Below are 17,203 nucleotides of genomic sequence, written 5' to 3'. Positions count from 1 at the left end.
GACCGGCGGCCGGTCTTCACTCCGACTAACCCATGGTAGTGGATCTATTCACGTACGACTTTAAAATCATTATATTCCAGAAGATCTTTGACGAGAGGGTCGATCTCCCGATCCGTCAAAAAGATTCGTCCTTCGCTTTTCCCGTCACGGAGTATGACTCCGGACATCTGTATGCCGTAACTGCTGTCCGTCTGGCTCCAGAGGTTGTGCATGGCAAAATTGCCGGGGAGGCGGAGACGGGCCAGAAATTTTTCCGCGACCTTACGGAAGTCATCCTGTGCCTCCAGGAGGATCACTCGATACCCGCCACCTTCGAGAAGCCGCATGAGGGTATACTGGACCGGATCGCCATCGAAGAAGCTGACCACGTAGCGGCTCCCCTCCTTCTCGAAATAGCGATCCGCACGTACCATCAAGCGGACTCCACCCGCATTGTCCCCCAGCAGGTTGATGCCATGGTCGACCTCATAGGGAACCGCAAGGGATTTCATCAGTGAGTCTGCCATGGTCTGAGGATCACGTGCCGTCACCTGGAAGACGCGGTGCTGCTCGCCATGACGCCCTTCCCGGTAGACGGGATAGGAATCTACCGCATGGAATCCCTTTGACTGCAGAAATCCTGCCAGGACTGGCGGTATGCCGCGGCGGGTGTCGTTGACGTTGAGAAGTACGATGTCGTTCCGCATGAGGCTGTCGGCATTTTTCTCGATCTTGTAATCCGCCAGCACCGTCAACTTCGGGTCAATCCCGAAATCCATCCGGAAATCCTCTTCAACTGAATAAAATTTCGCCGCCGCAAGCAGGGATGAAAAAAAACGGCGGCGGTTGGCGGGATTTTCGGCTACCACCCGGGTTTTCGGGTCCTGGGACATGATCAGGCTCTTGACAAGGGGAGGAATCGTCCCCTCCCTGTCAACGATGATCCGGCCACCGTCGGCGGCGGGGAATACCGGATAGCGCCCGGGGTCAAGGGAAAGGGAATAGCTGTCACTCCGGATATCCACCGGTGCGGATGCAGATGATGACGCAGGAAGCAGGCTGTCCCAGACCTGGCGGACAGTTTCCATCCGCCCTCCCCCACCTTCCCTGGCATCATTGTCGAGGTGAAAACTGGCGGCCGGCTGGTCCTTCCTGACCAGGAGCTTCCCCTTCCCACCCCTTCGTGCCGTGACCTCCGCCCCCCCCCGAAGCTTATTCAAGGACGGCAACTGGATGGTTTTCCCCACCTGGAGACTCTTGCTGCTTCCAAGACGGTTGATATCCCGGAACCGGGGCACCAGCTTCTCGGCCTCGTCATTGTTGAGCCCGTATTCGCGGATCAGTATTTTGAAAAGGTTGTCGCCGGGTTTGATGGTATAGGTGGTCCCCTGAACGGAAGCGTGACGTGGCTTCTCCGAAGGACGGACAGCAGGAGCAGGTGAAGCGGTGGGCAGAACTTTCTTGTCAAGGGCTTTGGGGTCGAGTTCAAACTTGGGATCCATCCCCCACGCCGACGTAGCCGTCAGCAGAGTGCAAACCGCAATAAATGACAGAAATGAACGGTACGACGAAGTATCGCATGGCAACATAGTGTCTCCATTGGGCAGGTGCGCTGTATTTTCCCCCGTGCAAACAACAGCAACCGGTTCCAGCCGGGGCATTACTACGGAAGGGCGATGACGAGCGCCCGGATATCTCCTGACGGGCGTTTGCGGTAGATGACTAGTTCGACGTTCCCTTTGGCAGAACCTTTTTCGATGAGAAAACCATCCTTTTCGATGCGGGAACCGATCTGGTAAGCACTACTGCCACTGACATCCTGGACTCTTTCCGCAACGAAGGCGTCAGACAATGATTCCTGCCTCAATGCGACGATCTGAATCGCCTTGACGTTGCCGCTCTCACGGAAGACGAGGAATTCCATCGCATCATTGGTGAAACGCTCCCACCCCGGATGGGCAGCGGCATAACCGACGTCGGGCCTGTTCCGGGAAATGAAGGCAATAGTCCGCGCAGGATCCGATGACGCTGAAGGTTGTTGTCCGGCAGGGGAAGGGACAGATACAGGTCCGCCGGTCCTGCTCGCCGGGGCATTGCGCGGCTGAGAAAACTGGTATAAATAGACGGTGGCGCAGACGGCCAGAACAGCAAGAAAGACAATGACATAACGCCAGGGCCGGTGCTTGGTTTTATGACCGTAAAATGTGTTCTCGAAGGGGGGTGGAGTTCCACGGAATTCACCCGGTTTCTGGATCCCGCCGGCGGCACTGATAGGCTCCGGCGACCGCATTTCCACATTGTAGACGGGCTCGGCCGGGGGCGCGGGAGGGGAGAGAGGCTGTCCTCGGTGAGACAAAGGCGTTAGCGGTTCCGTTGCCAGAGAGTCTTGAGGTTCCGGCCTTGATTCTAAAGTCGCCGCGGCCAGTGCCGCCGCATACTGGTCGGCCGTGGACATGACCGGTACGTCCGGCCCTCCGACGGGGACGGGTGGCTGCCATCTGAAACCGGAAATCGTCTCCATCTGCGTGCGAAAAGCATTAAGGAGGTCGTCCTCGTCGAGAAACAGGTCAATGCTGCCATCGTAACAGGATTTTGCCCCCACCCTAGCCTGGAGAGTTTCGCGCAGCAGTATCAGCCGCGGTGACTGCTCCCGCAGGAGCCCTTTGATGTGGCGCGCAACGGTTTCACCGGATACACCGTCAATTTCCCCCTGGATAAATACCATTTGGGGGCGTTTGTCGAAAATATCCTTCATCCCCTGATCAAAATCGGAGACCACATCAACCCTGAGCTGGTGCTGGGGCTTAAGCAGTTCCACTATGGCCATCGCCCGCTGATCGGTGGTTATGAGCAAGATGTTAATCATGATACCTCTGTAGTGCTGGAAAGCAGTCTCGTGCCATCATAGAAAACATTGCGGGAACATTCAGCAATCCGGCCACCATTCACGTCTGTCGCCGGTTCGCACGGTATTTACCAGCCATGACGGTCAATTGGATTAGCACTTTACATCATTTATTACCATTAATGCAAGGACAACAGGACAAATCCGTGCCGCCCCCCAAATTATTACCTGACAATATATTATTCAAAACCTGCAAAGGATTTATTATGTGCAATAGCGGCCGGTTATGGCGTTGGCGTGCGACAGGAAGGGAAACGATGTTTTAACGTTTGTCACATTATATCGCCAGGCGATGTGTTGTCAATCCTTATCACACCTCTATAAGAAGGGAAGAGACAGGAACAGCCCGGTTCAACTCACGAAAAATCAGCTGGCCCGCAGCGCCTCCACGATATTCATCCGCGCCGCCCGGAACGCCGGAAGCACTCCCCCCACAAACCCCATGCCGACGGAAAACAGCAGACTTTTCCAGAGTATATCGAGGGTGAGTGTGAAGCTGAATGCAAGCTCGGAAAAGGTCTGCCAGTTCATGGTAGAGATGGTGATGAGCTGCATGAAGGAGGCACCGAACAGCCCCACCACCCCGCCCAGGAGCCCGAGCAGGAGCGATTCCATGACAAAGGCTGCGAGAATGCTCATCTTCTGGAACCCGAGTGCCCGCAGGGTGCCGATCTCCACCACCCGGTTTGCCACGGCCGCATACATGGTGATCATGGCGCCAATCACCGCCCCGAGAGAGAAGATGACTGTCAGGGTTATCCCCATGATGCGGAGGAACTTCGCCATCGCCTCCGACTGGTCCTCGTAATACCTGGTCTCCCGCTTGGCTTCCACGGTCAGACGCGGATCCCCTTCAACCCGCTGTTTGAACTGATCGAACGCAGTAACATCCTGCAGTTTGAAGGAGACCGACGAATAGACCGGACGGCGGAAGGCCTGCATCAGCTGGTCCACGTCCCCCCATATCTCCGAGGAAAAGCCGGTGGTACCGGCGTCGAATATCCCAACCACGGTCCAGTCCCGCATGCCGAAGCGCAGGGTTTCGCCGATCCCTCCCCCCTTGAAGCGGCGGGCGATGCTCTTGCCTGCAATGACCTCCGCTGAACCGGGCCGGGGCATGCGCCCTTCACTCAGCCTCACCTGGGGACGGAGCAGAAGCGAAGCTGGGGCAATCCCCCGGATTACCACGTTGGCAGGCTTGTTGCTCTCCCGTTTGGGAATGTTGATGAGGACCACCAACTCCTTCGCCAACAACAACCGGCCATCGCTCCCCCGCGCCACCTCGGGCTGGCTTTCGATGATAGAGGCCTGCGCCCGGTCCACGCCGCTCTGTACCTCGGAATTGGACGACTTGCGGATAATCACCACGTTGTCATAGGAACCGGTCTCCACCAGGGTCTTGCGCAACCCTTCCGCCAGCATAAGGGTAGCGGCAAAGACAAAAACCACCAGGGCCATGCCGGACGCGGTCAAGACCGTCGTAAGTCTGCGAGTCCAGAGGTTGCGCAGGCTGTAGGAGAACGGAATCGCCATTAGCCGATCCTCCTCAGCCCCTCGGCGATGCCGATGGTCGCTCCCCGCCAGGTGGGGAATATCCCTGCCGCCACCCCGACGACCAGGGCGGCCAGAAGATCAAGGGCAATGGTATGGGGCGCAATGGTAAAGGCCGGGAAGAACTGGGCCAGTTCGACCTGTATCCATTGCGCCGCCGGAAAGGTCAGGGCCACGCCGAGGAGTCCTCCGGAAAGGGCAATAACGAGGGATTCGCCGAAGACGATGCCGGCGATATGCCATCCACCAAACCCGAGGGTCTTCATGGTCGCATACTCGGCGATCCGCTCCCGGGCGGTCATGGCCATGGTATTGGCTGCCACGACCATGATGATGACGATCACCACGTAGGAAACGATCTGGATGGCTACCAGGATCGCCTCGGTCATGGCAACGAAGCCGAGTTGAAAGGCTTTTTCCGTTTCCGTGAGCGTCTCGGCCAACGAATTTTTGAAGATGGCGTCCACTGCCTGCGAAACCTCGGCAGCCAGTTCCGGCCGTTCCACGTCAATCATATAGAAACCAACCTGGTCGGCCCTGCGCGGCGCGGTCTTTTTCAGGGTCTCGTTCAGGTAATCCCAGTGGAAAAAGAGGGCACGTTCCTCTGTCCCTTTCTCCGCTCCCCGGTAGATCCCGCGCAGGACGAACTCCCACTGGCCGGGGAAAATGGTTCCCCGCAAGGTGATAAGATCGCCAATCTTCCAGCCATAGGTGTCCGCGAGCCTCTTGCCGACGATGCACCCTTTCCGGTCGCGGATAAAGGCTTCCCGCTGCTCCGGCGTGAGGATGAATTCGGGATAGAGCTCCAGGAAACTCTTCGGCTCCATCGCTTCGTTGGCAAAAAAATGCTTTTCGTCGATATAGATGCCGCCGAACCAGTTGCCGTACGAGACGGTTTTCACGCCCGGAACCTGACGTATGCGGTCCTTGTAAGAGAGGGGAAGGGGAAAAACGAGGGAAATGGCATTTCTGGTAACAAGCCGTGATGCGGAAGAAGCCTCCACCCCATGGTACCAGAGACCGACGAGCGTGCTCAGGAGGCCGAAGGCGATAATGGCGATGGCAATGCCGACGACGGTGAGAGTCGACCGGAGCTTGTGACGAAAGGCATTGCGGATGATGAGTTTAAGGAAGAACATCGTGCCGGTGCCGGGGGTCAGGAACCGGCAACCGGTGAAGCAGGTTGCCCGTCAATATCGGTGAGTATCCCCTTCTCCAGGTGCCGGATGATGCGGGCCTTCTCCGCAGCACGCGGGTCGTGGGTCACCATGATGATGGTCTTGCCGAACTCGCGCACCAGCCGGTCCATGAGCTGCAGAATCTCCCCGGCCGAAACCCGATCCAGGTCACCGGTCGGTTCGTCCGCCACCAGGATAGCAGGATCGCTCACCACCGCCCGGGCGATGGCCACCCGCTGCTGCTGTCCTCCCGACAGTTGGGCCGGATAATGATCCACCCGGTCAGACAGCCCCACCACCTGCAGCGCCAACGCCACGTGCTCGCGACGCTCGCTGCGGGAGAGGCCGGTCAGGAGAAGCGGCAGTTCCACATTTTCGAACGCTGTCAGTACCGGCATCAGGTTGTAGAACTGGAAGATGAACCCCACATTGGCGGCGCGCCACGCGGCAAGTTCCTTATCGGACAGGGATGTTATATCGACCCCCCCCACCCGTATTGTTCCCTCATCCGCCTTGTCGATGCCGGCGATGAGGTTCAGGAGCGTGCTCTTTCCCGACCCGGACGGCCCCATGAGGGCGAGAAATTCCCCGTCGGCGATGTCGAAGGTGATATCCTCCAGCACCGGGATGGTCTGGCTCCCCCGCCGGTAGGACTTGGAGAGATTCACAATTTCAACAATGGGGGGATTGCCGTTGCCCATGCCCACGATGTCATTTCTCCGCTGTCTTGATTTTTGCCCCGTCCTTCAGCTTTTCCAGCGGCTTCAGGGCCAGCTTGTCGCCGGCCCGGATGCCGCTCAGGACCTCGATCTGGTCCCCGATCCGCTCGCCGAGAGTCACCACCTTCTCCACTACCCGATCACCCTTCACCAGGTAAACCACCTGCTTTCCGTCCCGGCTCCGGACCGCCGCCTGACTCACCGACGTCTTCGGCCGTTGTTCGGTATCGGAGACCGGCCGTTCCAGAAACGCCACCTTGGCGCTCATCTCCGGCAGGATGCGGCGATCGGGGTTGAGGAAGCGCACCTTGACCATGACCGTTGCCTTGCTCCGATCCGCCGTCGGCACAACCGTGTGGAGCACCCCGCGAAACCGGACGTCCGGCAGGGCGTCCAGCTGAATCTCGCACGGTTGTCCCTCCTTCACCTTCCCCAGGTTGGATTCTGACACGTCTGCCTCGACCTGGAGGGACTTCATGTCGGCGATGGTCACCACTGCCGCCTTGGCATTGGCCGCGGCACCGAGGGGGGTAACGATATCCCCCACATCTGCATCCTTGGTCAGCACTACGGCATCGAAAGGTGCCCGGATGAGCGTGTATTCAACTGCCACCTCAGCCCCTTTGAGTGCCGCCTCCGCCGACCGTATGGCTGACCGGGCTCCGGCAACCCCGGCCACGGCCCGCCGGTAGCGTGCCTCGGCCGCATCGAAGTCGGCCTTCGCCACGATCCCCCCAGCGAGAAGATCCTTCAGTCGGTTAAAGGCAAGAGTGGCATCGTCCAGTTCGGCCCTAGCCTGTTCCAGACCGGCCTTTGCCGTCACCAGGTTGGCAGAGGCCTGTTCGCGGGCCGCAGCAACATCGTGATTCTCCAGACGGGCCAGAACCTCGCCAGCCCTGACCCGGCTTCCCTCTTCGACACCAAGCCACTCCAGCCGCCCGGTTGCCTTCGAAGCCACGGCCGCCTTGCGCTGGGCAACCACGTACCCGCTGGCGTTGAGCAGGGTGAACCCCTGGGATGGGTAAATCTGCGACACCGTGGTCGTCTCTATTTCCACCCGCGGCCCCAATCCCCCCCGCAGCAAAACGACTGCCACAACGAGGAGAACGACAAGCGCTATCCAGAACAAGGGCCTCTTGTACGCACGAGGGGACCGCTGCATGGCTTTCTTTTCAATCTTCAGCTTCGTCAGGTCTTCATTGGCCATAGTGGCGGCGACTCCTGGCTGTCATACGGGTTTCGCGCACGGCACGACCCGCTCTTCACCTTCCGGCAGCTAAAAATAGCACCTATTTCCGGTCATGTACAGTGCCGAAATGAAGACCGGAGAGAAGGGGATGGGGCCGTTCCGGCAGATGATGACAAAGAAGTCGGGGGCGAACCGGCAACAAAAAAAGGCGCGGCCGGGATGCCGCGCCCTTCAACGCCCGATGAAGCGACAGAATGTGATAACCGCCGGCACCATCCTACTCGACCACGTCGAGCACCCCCTCCATCCCCTTCTCCCGGTGGCTTTCGAAGAAGAGGAGCTTCTTGGCGCAGTAAAACGGGTAGGTACCGGTCCTGGTCGGCGTGAATTTGACCACTTTCGGCTCCTCGCCCAGTGACACGTTGAAATCGATCCCCGCTTCCGGAGCCTTCATGGTGATATCGTGGGGAACGTAGGTCGCTTCCTTCTTGACCCTGAGTTCCACCGGCACATTCACCCTGACGATAATGTGATTTGGCCTGAAGAAATAGCCCCCACCGACGATATCCACATGCTGTATGCCGTCCTGGCCGACCGTCGCCCGGAACACCTTCTCCTGCTGAGGCTTTTCCTCGGCGACGACAGGAGAATACCCGTACAATAGCACCCCCGCAACCAGTATCATCACCAATTGTTTCATGTGACACACCTCCCTGTCCTGTTGGCCGCGGCAACCTTACGATTCGAGCAGCTTCATCATCTCCCGCTGGAATGCCGGCAGGTCGGCCGGTTCGCGGGAGGTCACCAGGTTGCCGTCCACCACCACCTCCCTGTCCTCGTAAAGAGCACCGGCAGCCCGCAGTTCATCAGCAACGGTTTTATAGCACGTTGCACGCCGCCCGCCGAGCAGGCCGGCACTAACCAACGTCTGGGGACCGTGGCAGATGGCGGCCACCGGCTTGTTCGCGGCAAAGAAATGCCGCACCACCTCCAGAGCCTTCTCTTCGCGGCGGACGACGGCGGGCGCCTTGCCGCCGGGGAGGACGAGCAGATCGTAAACAGCCGGATCAACTTCCGACAGGGCCTTGGTCACTGTCACCGCATATCCATGTTTGCCGGTGATCTCCCCCTTCGCCGGTGCAGCAATATCCACCGCTATTCCAGCTTCCAGCAGCCGGTAATAAGGGGCCAGCAGTTCCGAATCTTCAAAGTTGTCTGCACTGATGATCAGGGCTTTCATTCCTTACCTCCGCACGTCCTCCTATTTCAGCCGGGCTTCCGCAGCTTGCCAATCGATGTTCCTGAAGAACGCCTCGATGTAATCGACCCGCTTCAGGCCGTAATCGAGCATGAAGGCATGTTCGAACACGTCCATGATAAGGATCGGCGTACCACCGGCCGGATGGCCGACGTCGTGCTCGTTGATCCAGAAATTGATGAGCCGGCCGTTGGCCGGGTCCTGGTACAGGACCGCCCAGCCGATGCCGCGCATGGCACCGGTCCCCTTGAAATCCTTCTCCCAGAGGTCAACGCTGCCGAAGCTATCGGCCAGCTTCTTGGCCAGCGTGCCGTTCGTGTCGAGGGGAGCCGTTCCCCCCAGGTTCTCGAAATAGTACTCGTGGAGCCGCATTCCGTTGAACTCCCACCCCAGCCGGCGTTTCAGCTCGGCAAACTCGGGAGTGGCGGTTTTCCCCTCCTTCAGCAACTGGTCAAGGGTATCTAGCACCTTATTGGTATTGGTCACATACCCCTGGTAGAGGGTGAAATGGTTTTTAAGCAGCGTCTCGCTGAAACCGGGCATTCCGACAAGCTTCGCATAATCCTTTGCGGTGTAACTCATGGTCCTTGCCTCCTTTTTGATCTGGGCACATGCCGACAGCGTCAGGCATGTTCAGCATTGTGCCCCTTCCGCGATCATCGACAGGAAACTACTCCAGCCCACACGAAACGTTACCATGGCCGGATGAAATTGCAAATCACCCCAAAGCCCTACAAAACCCCATAGACAGAGGATTTGCAAACTCAGCACTCCTCGATATCGACGGCCACGAGTTCCACGTCGGGCCGTTCCTCAACGAGCCATTCTTCCAACTGTTCCAGGATACGTCGGCCGGCAACACGGCTTTCCGTGACCGTCGCGAAGCCGAGCATGGCCGAACCCGGCACATCCTGCATATCCACCTCGGCGGCTGCAACGTTGAAACGGTTACGTGCCCTTGCCAGCAGGCTCTTGACTATCCCCCGCTTCCCTTTGAGGGAATTGCTGGGGAGATGGAGATGGAACTGCGCGGAGAATACGTGCATGTAACCTCCTGACACGTCGATTTATTGGGTGAGTATAACAGGCCGTTTCCCCTGTGCATCCGACGGAATTGACTTGGCTGGGAAACCCTTTAGACTTGTCGTGTCGACAGGGGTGCCGGGTTGCCTCATCGGCAAAAACAGTATCGGCACCACTCGTTCACCCTGCCCATTCCCCATCCCAGGAGATTCAGGTGATTAACAGTGTGCATCACTTCCTCTGGTCCCTCGCGCTGCTCGTCTGTGCCCTGGCTATTCCCCACCCTGCTTTTTCGCTGGAGCTAACCCCTTTTCAGACCTTCAACCAGAGCCCATTGGTGCAGATATACGGGCTGCCGGCACCCGAATCGGGGACCACCGTACCGGCCCGCCGGCTCGACACACGCCTTTCACTCGACATTGCCAGCAATTTCGCCGTCGACACCAAGGGAGCCGAAGCGATTACCCTCGACGGCGAGACCTACCGCACCACCCTCGCCTTCCGCTACGGGGTAACGAACAACATCGAACTGGGGCTCGATATCCCCTACATCGTTGAGACCGGGGGCATATTCGACAGCCCCATCCAGTGGTGGCACCATGTCTTCAACATGTCCCAGGCAGGTCGTGACGAAGCGCCCAAAAACCGGCTCCTTTTCACCTACAGCCGCAACGGTGCGGAACGGTTCTCCATCAGTCACGGCAACGACGGCGTGGGAGATATTCGCCTTTCAGGAGGGGTCCAGCTCTATCGGGAAGACCGTCCGGAACCGCTGGCGGTGGCTCTGCGGGCCAGCCTCAAACTCCCGACCGGCAACAGCGGGAAGTTCCAGGGGAGCGGAGGCACCGATTTCGCCCTCTGGCTCAGCGCACTGGACCAGTACGAAGGATGGGGTCTCTACGGAGCAGTTGGGGGGATGACCGTCGGTAAGGGTGACGTGCTGACCGACATGCAGCGGGACGTTGCAGCATTCGGCTGTTTCGGCATCGGCCTGACCCCGGTGGAGTGGCTCGCCCTGAAGATGCAACTCTACGGTAACACCCCCTTCTACAAGGGGAGCAGCATCAAGGAGTTGAGCGTAGCATCTCTCCAGTGGGTGTTCGGCCAGACCGTCGCCTTTACCCCCGATACGGAACTGGACATCGCCGTCGCCGAGGATCTGCTGGCCCTCACCACCTCCCCCGATTTCGGAATTCATGTTGCCTTGCGTATAAGGTTTTAACGTCCGCAGGAGACAATCGCCAAAGGATGATTCAGAAGCGTCGCACGACGACGGTCGTGCCGCGAGAGAGACGGGCCTGGAGCCAGAGGCCGAGGAATCGCTTGAGAACGGCACGCGTGGGGGGAACAAGGAAGAAGAGGCCAATGAAGTCGGTGAAGAAGCCGGGGACCAGAAGGAGGATGCCGCCGACGAGAACCAGGACGCCATCCACCAGATCGGCAGCGGGGAGTCGCCCCACGGCCAGTTCATCCTGGATACGACGAAGAATGTGGAACCCCTGGTGCCGGACCAGCCAGGCGCCGGCCATGCTTATGGTGAGGAGCAGCGCAACTGTCGGGAGGGCGCCGACGACCCGACCGACTTTTATGAGCAGATAGACCTCGATGACGGGGATGACCGCAAAGAGGAGAAAAAGCCGGGTGATCATCAGTATCCCCGGTCCACCACATCCAGGTGGCCGTCATCGGGACAGAAGATCAGTCCATGCACCGCCACGTCCTTGGGGATGAGAGGATTGAAGCGGATGATCTTCACTACCCGCTCCACGTTCTCCTCGGGGCAGGCGAAGGCACCGAGCCATTGGGAGAGATCGGGCACCAGTCCCTCGATGGTATGGGGGTCGATCCCCCGCTCGATCATCCGCTGCTTCAGATGGTCCGCATCCACGCTGGACATACCGCAATCCCGATGACCGATGACGAATATCTCTTCCACCCCGAGCATGAAGATGGCCGCAACCATGCTTCGGATCACTCCGCCGAGTGGATCGATGATAGTATTCCCCGCATTCTTGATAACCTTGGCGTCACCCCTGCGGATACCCATGGCCGGTTCGAGGAAATCAACCAGCCGCGTGTCCATGCAGGTAAAAATGGCAAACTGCTTTTTCGGGTTCTTCGGCAAGGGGGGAAAGGCACCGGGATGGATGAATTTTCTGTTGGCGTCGAGAATGGAGTCTAACAGCGTCATCGGCAAACCTCCACGTAGTGATGTTCACTTCTTCAGATCGATGCCGTAACTCTTGATCTTGCGGTGCAGATTGCTCCGCTCCAGCTCGATCGATTCGGCGGTCTTGCTGATATTCCAATCGTGCTCTTCCAGCTTCTGGATAATGAACTCTTTTTCGAACTCTTCCCGCGCCTCCCGCAGTGAATTCCGTTCCAGAACACTGTCGAGTCTCCCCCCTCCAAGTCCTCGCGCCTCCTCGCCACCGGCGATATAGTCGGGAAGCTGGGAAACACTGATCGTCTGCCCCGCAGCCATGATCACCAGCCGCTCGATGATATTCTTCAGCTCTCGCACGTTCCCCGGCCAATCGTACTGCTTCATGTGCGCCACCGCCTCGGGTACCATCATTTTCTGCTGGCGCCCTTCCCGCCGGCTGAACATCTGCAGGAAGTGGGCGATAAGGGCTGGGATGTCGGCGCTCCTCTCCCGCAGGGGAGGGACCTTGAGAGAAACCACGTTGAGCCGGTAGAAGAGGTCTTCGCGGAAATTGCCGGCACGGATCTCCTCATCCAGCACCTTGTTAGTGGCGGCCACTATCCGCACGTCCACTTCGAGTGTCCGGGTCCCTCCTACCCGCTCGAACTTTCTCTCCTGAAGGACACGGAGCACCTTCGCCTGGGTCTTGAGGGACATGTCGCCAATCTCGTCGAGGAACATGGTGCCACCGTCTGCCAATTCGAATTTCCCCTTCTTCTGGGCCACAGCACCGGTAAAGGCGCCCCGTTCGTGGCCGAACAGCTCGCTTTCGATCAGTTCCTCGGGAATTGCTGCACAGTTGATCTCCATGAAGGGGTTGTCCCGACGCGGGCTGTGGTAGTGGATGGCGCGCGCCACCAGTTCCTTGCCGGTCCCGTTTTCTCCGGTGATCAGGACCGACGCGTTGGAAGGAGCAACCAGCGCGATCTCTTCCCGCAACTGCTTGAGAAGGGGCGAAGTACCGACCATCTCGTGATCCTGCAGCACCAGCCCGCGGAGGGAGTCGTTCTCTTCCCTCAGACGCCGCATGCTCAGGACGTTGGCAACCGTTACGATCACCTTTTCCAAGGAGAGGGGCTTCTCAATGAAATCATAGGCCCCCATCTTGGTCGACCGGACTGCCGTCTCGATGGTCCCGTGGCCGGACATCATCACCACGGCCAGGTCGGGATAGAGCTCCTTCAGCTTCTTCAGGGTATCCATCCCGTCCAGTCGAGGCATCCAGATATCCAGCAGCACCAGGTCCGGCAGTTCTTTCTTCGCCAGTTCCAGCGCCTCAACCCCGTCCACGGCGCACTGGGTTGCATACCCCTCGTCCTCCAGAATTCCCGCCAGGGAGGTCCGGATGCTCTCCTCGTCGTCCACCACCAGTATTGTCGCGCCCATAAACATTGTCCGATCTGTACAAAAGGATAGGAAAATACAGAAAACCCGAACCCGAAAACATTATTTTTACAGGGATATACAGGATGAACAGGATTAACAAACAAACCCGAGTTGAATGAATTTCATCCTGAATATCCTGAATATCCCTGTTAATCTGCCTTTGGATTTCTGTTTTTTTGTGACCGAATCCCTACTTGAGCCCCAGTTCCTGCGCCAACGCGCTCCAGGCGGGGAGGCTCCGCTCGATCATCCCCCTCTCCACGCAGTAGGCGATCCGGAAGTAGCCGGGGGCACCGAAACCGGCGCCGGGGACCAGCAGAATGTTGTGTCGCTGCGCTATCCGGACGAATTCCACGTCGTCGGGCAGGGGGGACCGGGGAAAGAGGTAGAAGGCACCGTCCGGCTTCACCAAAGAAAAGCCGAGCGAGGTCAGACAGTCGCAGAGGAGGTCACGCCGCTCCTGGTAAAGGGCTATATTCACCGACTCCCGCTGCAGTTTGGCCACCAGCCGCTGCATGAGGGCGGGCGCATTGACGAAGCCGAGCACCCGGTTGCTGAACACCGCCCCTTCTATGAACTGCTCCACCTCCGCCATGCGCGGATTGGCAGCCAGATAGCCGATCCGCTCGCCGGGGAGCGCCAGGTCCTTGGAGTGGGAGGTGACGATGACCGCGTTGTCCACATGGGGGAATATATTCGGCACATGCTTGCCGTCATAGGCGATCCGGGCGTAGGGCTCGTCGGAGATGACGTAGATCTGCCGCCCCAGCTCCTTCTCTTTCCGCTTCAACATCTCCCCCAGCAACCGCAGGCTCTCTGCCGGATAGATGACGCCGGTCGGGTTGTTGGGGGAACAGATGATGACGGCACGGGTTTTAGGGGTAATGGCCGCTTCTATGGCCGGGATGTCCAGCTGGAAGGTCGCCCGGTCGGTCCAGACCTCCACCGGTACCCCGCCATGATTGTCGATGTAGAACTTGTACTCGACGAAGAAGGGGGTAAGGATGATCACCTCTTCACCGGGATTGAGGATGGTCTTGAGCACCACGTTGAGCGCCCCCCCCGCACCACAGGTCATGATGACGTGCGTCCCCCTGACCGGCAGCCCGGACGCCTCGGCAAGCACCTCCGCCACGGCGGCACGGGTCTCGTCATAGCCGGCGTTGTTCATGTAGCGGTGCATGCCGGGAATGGGATTGAGCGCCAGGCGCCGGAACTCCTCCTCGAACGCAGGCGGAGGCTCCACGTCCGGGTTCCCCAGGGTAAAGTCGTACACTTTGTCCGCTCCGTACTGCTGGCGGAGCCGCTCCCCCTCCTCGAACATCTTCCGGATCCACGAGGCCCGCTCGATGTGCCCGGCTATCTTGGTGGCAATGGCCATGATTCACACGCTCCTTTGCTGTGGCAATAATGCAACACTTTTACCACAGCGCGTCATTTACCGCAAGGGGAAGGTTGCGTAAGTGACCGGTGGAAAAGGTTGGGGCATTCTTTGTTGCCTAATCGCCCTAAAAGATTTATCCTCCTCCCGTTCGGACAACTCCCGGCAGTTCGGGCTCCACCGGCTGCCACAGAAAGAAGGTAATTCATGGGAAAACTCATCACCCTGGCGGTCGTCGCAGCCCTTGCCGGTCCCTTCGCCCTCCACGCCGTTGCAGCGGAGCCCGCAGCCGCCGGCGAACAGAAAACGGCCCCGACAACCACCTCCGTCACCCCTGCCACCGACGCCAAGCCGGCTGCACCGACCGGTGTCAAGGTAACTGCGGCGCCCTCTCTCGCAACGCCGGCCAAAACCATTCGAATAGGCTACGTGGACATGGTCAAGGCCGCCACCGACACCGCCCAGGGGAAGGCGGCCTTCGCCGAGATGAGCGCGAAGACCGACAAGTACAAGCGCCAGATCGAGGCCAAGCAGAAGCAACTGGAGAAGCAGAAAGCCGCCATTGAGGCGAAGATCGAAACCATGACCCCCATGGCACGGGCGGCCAAGGCGAAGGAGTTCCAGAAAAAGGTAGAGGATTACCAGAAGTATGTGCAGAACGCGGAGAAGGATATGCGGGCCAAGGAAGAGAACCTGTCCGGCAAGCTCTACAAGGCCATCGAAAAGGCCGCCGCCGACTACGGCAAGGCCAACGGCTTCGCTGCCGTCGTGGTGAAGAAGGAACTTCTCTTCATGGGGGAGAACGTTGACGCCAAGGACCTGACGGAGGAGATCGTCAAGGCGATCGATGCCGCGGAAGGGAAGAAGTAGAAACCACTCGCCAATAAAGAAAGGCGGGGTCCGGCCCCGCCTTTAATCTTCCACCGGAGACAGAACGCTCAAAGTTCCGACAGGTTGCCGAACTCCCGCCATGCCAGAAAATACTCGGGCTTCAGGACGAAATCGTAGAGATTCTCCATGATGTTGTAGTGCTTTTTCTCCTCGCTGGCAATTTTCAAGAGCAGCATGACAGTATCGGGATTGCTCTCCCTTTTCGCCATATCCTCATAGAGCCGCACGCTGTCCGCCTCGATCTTCATGGCGTGCTGGTAACCGTCCAGGTCCTTCTTCATTCCGCCAAGCAGGTGCGTCTCCCCCGCCAACTCCTGAAAAACGTTCTTTGCCTTCTCCAGGACGGTGGTTGAGGCCATCCCCCCGTCGGCACCCTCCTTCATGGCCAGCACCGTGTCGTAATGCTTCTGCTCGTCGCCGGCCAGCATAGTGAAAATGGTCTTCAAGCCGTTGAAGCTCGTTTCCGCCGCCATCTTCTCGTAATACGCCTTACCGTCCAACTCCATTTTCATCGCGAAATCGAAGACATTCATAGCGCCTCCCCTCTACCGGGCTGTTCCGCACATAAGTTCGTAATCTAGTAGATAGTAACATGGGGCGGGTAAAATTCCAGGCGGGCCGACATGCTTTAATCGTTGAGGGGAGGAGCAGGCGGAATCAGCCGTACAGGATGGGAGAGAAACCGAGCACAAAGAGGACGCTCGCCTCTCACTAAGTCACGTCTCTTACATGCTCATGACTGAAGATGTGCTCCTGGCAATAGCCGCGCTGGCCGGTGCACTGGGGACAGTAGCGAAAATCCATGCGAGGGTGGGTCTTGTCGGTGATGCCGCAGACCGTACAGCGGTGGAGCGATTCGTCCTCGCGCCGGACGGGAGGCTGCCAACTCTTCCTTGCCAGCTGCCGTCCCTCCCGCTTCAGCAGCCAGCGGAGGTCATTGGCGAAGAAGATAAGGAAGTTGCCGACGGATGCCAGAACCAGCAGACGGGTTGCCCCGCCACCGGCGAGGAAGAGGAAACCGTAGTAGAGCCAGGTCAGGAGGGCGAGCCACTTGATCCGGACCGGCAGGACGAAGAAGAGCATCAGGGTAAAGTCGGGATAGAGGAAAGCGAAGGCGAGAAAGACCGAACCGGCGACGTACGTATTGCTCACCGGGTAGTCGGGAATGAGAAAGGAGACAGCGACGGTGAGGAGGTAGCCGATGAGGATATAGGCGTTGTAACGGAAGGAGCCCCATTGCTCTTCCAGGGCCGACCCCATGAGATAGAAAAGGTACCAGGCAAACAGGGCGAAGATGACACTCTGACCCGGCGGATCGAAGGGAAAGGTTGCAAGCCGCCACCACTCCCCCGCCAGCAGGCGACCGGCGGAGAGGATGGACACACTTCGTTCCAGCTTGCCGCTCATGTAGAGGACGTAGAAGAACGTCTGTCCGGCAATAAGGTAGACGGTCAGGTTCGGTACGGCAAAACGGCCAAAGGTTCTCTCCAGTCTGTCGAGCAGTCGCTGCGGCATGGTTCTCCCCTCCGCTTTCTTT

The 17,203-nt window shown here is 58.8% G+C and carries 18 protein-coding genes; 2 read left to right on the top strand and 16 right to left on the bottom strand.

All coding sequences use genetic code 11. From position 1 onward, the window contains the following. Nucleotides 1–44: 44 nt before the first annotated feature. The 10 genes from LDN04_RS09000 to LDN04_RS08955 all read right to left on the bottom strand — a co-directional run bounded on the left by LDN04_RS09000 (nt 45) and on the right by LDN04_RS08955 (nt 9,825). Nucleotides 45–1,481: a LysM peptidoglycan-binding domain-containing protein gene (locus LDN04_RS09000; RefSeq protein ID WP_223909016.1), complete on the bottom strand. Its 1,437-nt coding sequence runs from the start codon at nt 1,479–1,481 to the stop codon at nt 45–47. A gap of 161 nt (nt 1,482–1,642) precedes the next feature. Continuing rightward, nucleotides 1,643–2,845 carry a hypothetical protein gene (locus LDN04_RS08995; protein WP_223909014.1) on the bottom strand — a complete coding sequence of 401 codons (1,203 nt, stop codon included), beginning with the start codon at nt 2,843–2,845 and terminating at the stop codon, nt 1,643–1,645. A 405-nt stretch (nt 2,846–3,250) separates the two neighbouring features. Beyond that, a complete protein-coding gene (locus tag LDN04_RS08990) occupies nt 3,251–4,417 on the bottom strand; it encodes an ABC transporter permease (RefSeq protein ID WP_223909012.1) in 1,167 nt (388 codons plus the stop codon). Next, a complete protein-coding gene (locus LDN04_RS08985) occupies nt 4,417–5,574 on the bottom strand; it encodes an ABC transporter permease (protein WP_223909011.1) in 1,158 nt (385 codons plus the stop codon). Before LDN04_RS08985 ends, LDN04_RS08990 begins: the two co-directional genes overlap by 1 nt. A gap of 17 nt (nt 5,575–5,591) precedes the next feature. Next, nucleotides 5,592–6,314 carry an ABC transporter ATP-binding protein gene (locus LDN04_RS08980; protein ID WP_223913365.1) on the bottom strand — a complete coding sequence of 241 codons (723 nt, stop codon included), beginning with the start codon at nt 6,312–6,314 and terminating at the stop codon, nt 5,592–5,594. 10 nt (nt 6,315–6,324) lie between these two features. Next, the gene (locus LDN04_RS08975) at nt 6,325–7,539 is read right to left on the bottom strand and encodes an efflux RND transporter periplasmic adaptor subunit (protein ID WP_223909010.1); all 1,215 of its coding nucleotides are present in this window, start codon (nt 7,537–7,539) and stop codon (nt 6,325–6,327) included. A gap of 259 nt (nt 7,540–7,798) precedes the next feature. Continuing rightward, nucleotides 7,799–8,221, bottom strand: coding sequence for a quinol oxidase (locus LDN04_RS08970; protein ID WP_223909008.1), 423 nt, complete (start codon nt 8,219–8,221; stop codon nt 7,799–7,801). Between the two features lie 36 nt (nt 8,222–8,257). Then, on the bottom strand, nt 8,258–8,761 hold the full coding sequence (locus LDN04_RS08965) for a type 1 glutamine amidotransferase domain-containing protein (RefSeq protein WP_223909006.1): 504 nt from the start codon (nt 8,759–8,761) through the stop codon (nt 8,258–8,260). Nucleotides 8,762–8,782: 21 nt separating this feature from the next. After that, nucleotides 8,783–9,361, bottom strand: a complete 579-nt coding sequence (locus LDN04_RS08960) for a superoxide dismutase (protein WP_223909004.1) — start codon at nt 9,359–9,361, stop codon at nt 8,783–8,785. A 182-nt stretch (nt 9,362–9,543) separates the two neighbouring features. After that, complete coding sequence (locus LDN04_RS08955) at nt 9,544–9,825, bottom strand: DUF503 domain-containing protein (protein WP_223909002.1); 282 nt, start codon at nt 9,823–9,825, stop codon at nt 9,544–9,546. Between the two features lie 191 nt (nt 9,826–10,016). On the opposite strand from LDN04_RS08955, the gene LDN04_RS08950 reads away from it, so the two are divergent. Then, nucleotides 10,017–11,024, top strand: a complete 1,008-nt coding sequence (locus LDN04_RS08950) for a DUF3187 family protein (RefSeq protein WP_223909000.1) — start codon at nt 10,017–10,019, stop codon at nt 11,022–11,024. Nucleotides 11,025–11,055: 31 nt separating this feature from the next. On the opposite strand, the gene LDN04_RS08945 is transcribed toward LDN04_RS08950, so the two are convergent. The 4 genes from LDN04_RS08945 to LDN04_RS08930 all read right to left on the bottom strand — a co-directional run bounded on the left by LDN04_RS08945 (nt 11,056) and on the right by LDN04_RS08930 (nt 14,775). After that, on the bottom strand, nt 11,056–11,451 hold the full coding sequence (locus LDN04_RS08945; protein ID WP_223908998.1) for an FxsA family protein: 396 nt from the start codon (nt 11,449–11,451) through the stop codon (nt 11,056–11,058). Then, nucleotides 11,451–11,993 (bottom strand): carbonic anhydrase, encoded by a 543-nt coding sequence (locus tag LDN04_RS08940; protein WP_223908996.1) that lies wholly within the window; start codon nt 11,991–11,993, stop codon nt 11,451–11,453. Before LDN04_RS08940 ends, LDN04_RS08945 begins: the two co-directional genes overlap by 1 nt. Before the next feature lie 24 nt (nt 11,994–12,017). Beyond that, a complete protein-coding gene (locus tag LDN04_RS08935) occupies nt 12,018–13,394 on the bottom strand; it encodes a sigma-54 dependent transcriptional regulator (RefSeq protein WP_223908995.1) in 1,377 nt (458 codons plus the stop codon). A 190-nt stretch (nt 13,395–13,584) separates the two neighbouring features. Next, entirely contained in the window at nt 13,585–14,775 is a 1,191-nt protein-coding gene (locus LDN04_RS08930; RefSeq protein ID WP_223908994.1) for a pyridoxal phosphate-dependent aminotransferase, read from the bottom strand. Nucleotides 14,776–14,982: 207 nt separating this feature from the next. Here LDN04_RS08930 and LDN04_RS08925 point away from each other — a divergent pair, with 207 nt between their 5' ends. Continuing rightward, the gene (locus LDN04_RS08925) at nt 14,983–15,645 is read left to right on the top strand and encodes an OmpH family outer membrane protein (RefSeq protein ID WP_223908993.1); all 663 of its coding nucleotides are present in this window, start codon (nt 14,983–14,985) and stop codon (nt 15,643–15,645) included. A gap of 68 nt (nt 15,646–15,713) precedes the next feature. Here the strand turns inward: LDN04_RS08925 and LDN04_RS08920 are convergent, their stop codons facing one another. Together LDN04_RS08920 and LDN04_RS08915 are read right to left on the bottom strand one after the other, a co-directional pair. Further along, complete coding sequence (locus tag LDN04_RS08920; RefSeq protein WP_223908991.1) at nt 15,714–16,199, bottom strand: ferritin family protein; 486 nt, start codon at nt 16,197–16,199, stop codon at nt 15,714–15,716. 178 nt (nt 16,200–16,377) lie between these two features. Further along, nucleotides 16,378–17,181 (bottom strand): rhomboid family intramembrane serine protease, encoded by an 804-nt coding sequence (locus LDN04_RS08915; RefSeq protein ID WP_223908989.1) that lies wholly within the window; start codon nt 17,179–17,181, stop codon nt 16,378–16,380. Nucleotides 17,182–17,203: the final 22 nt, after the last annotated feature.

The sequence above is a fragment of the Geobacter sp. AOG1 genome (genome assembly GCF_019972315.1).
GTDB lineage: Bacteria > Desulfobacterota > Desulfuromonadia > Geobacterales > Geobacteraceae > Geomobilimonas.
Note: the sequence above shows the minus strand (reverse complement) of the source record. Positions and strands in the feature narration are given on the sequence as shown.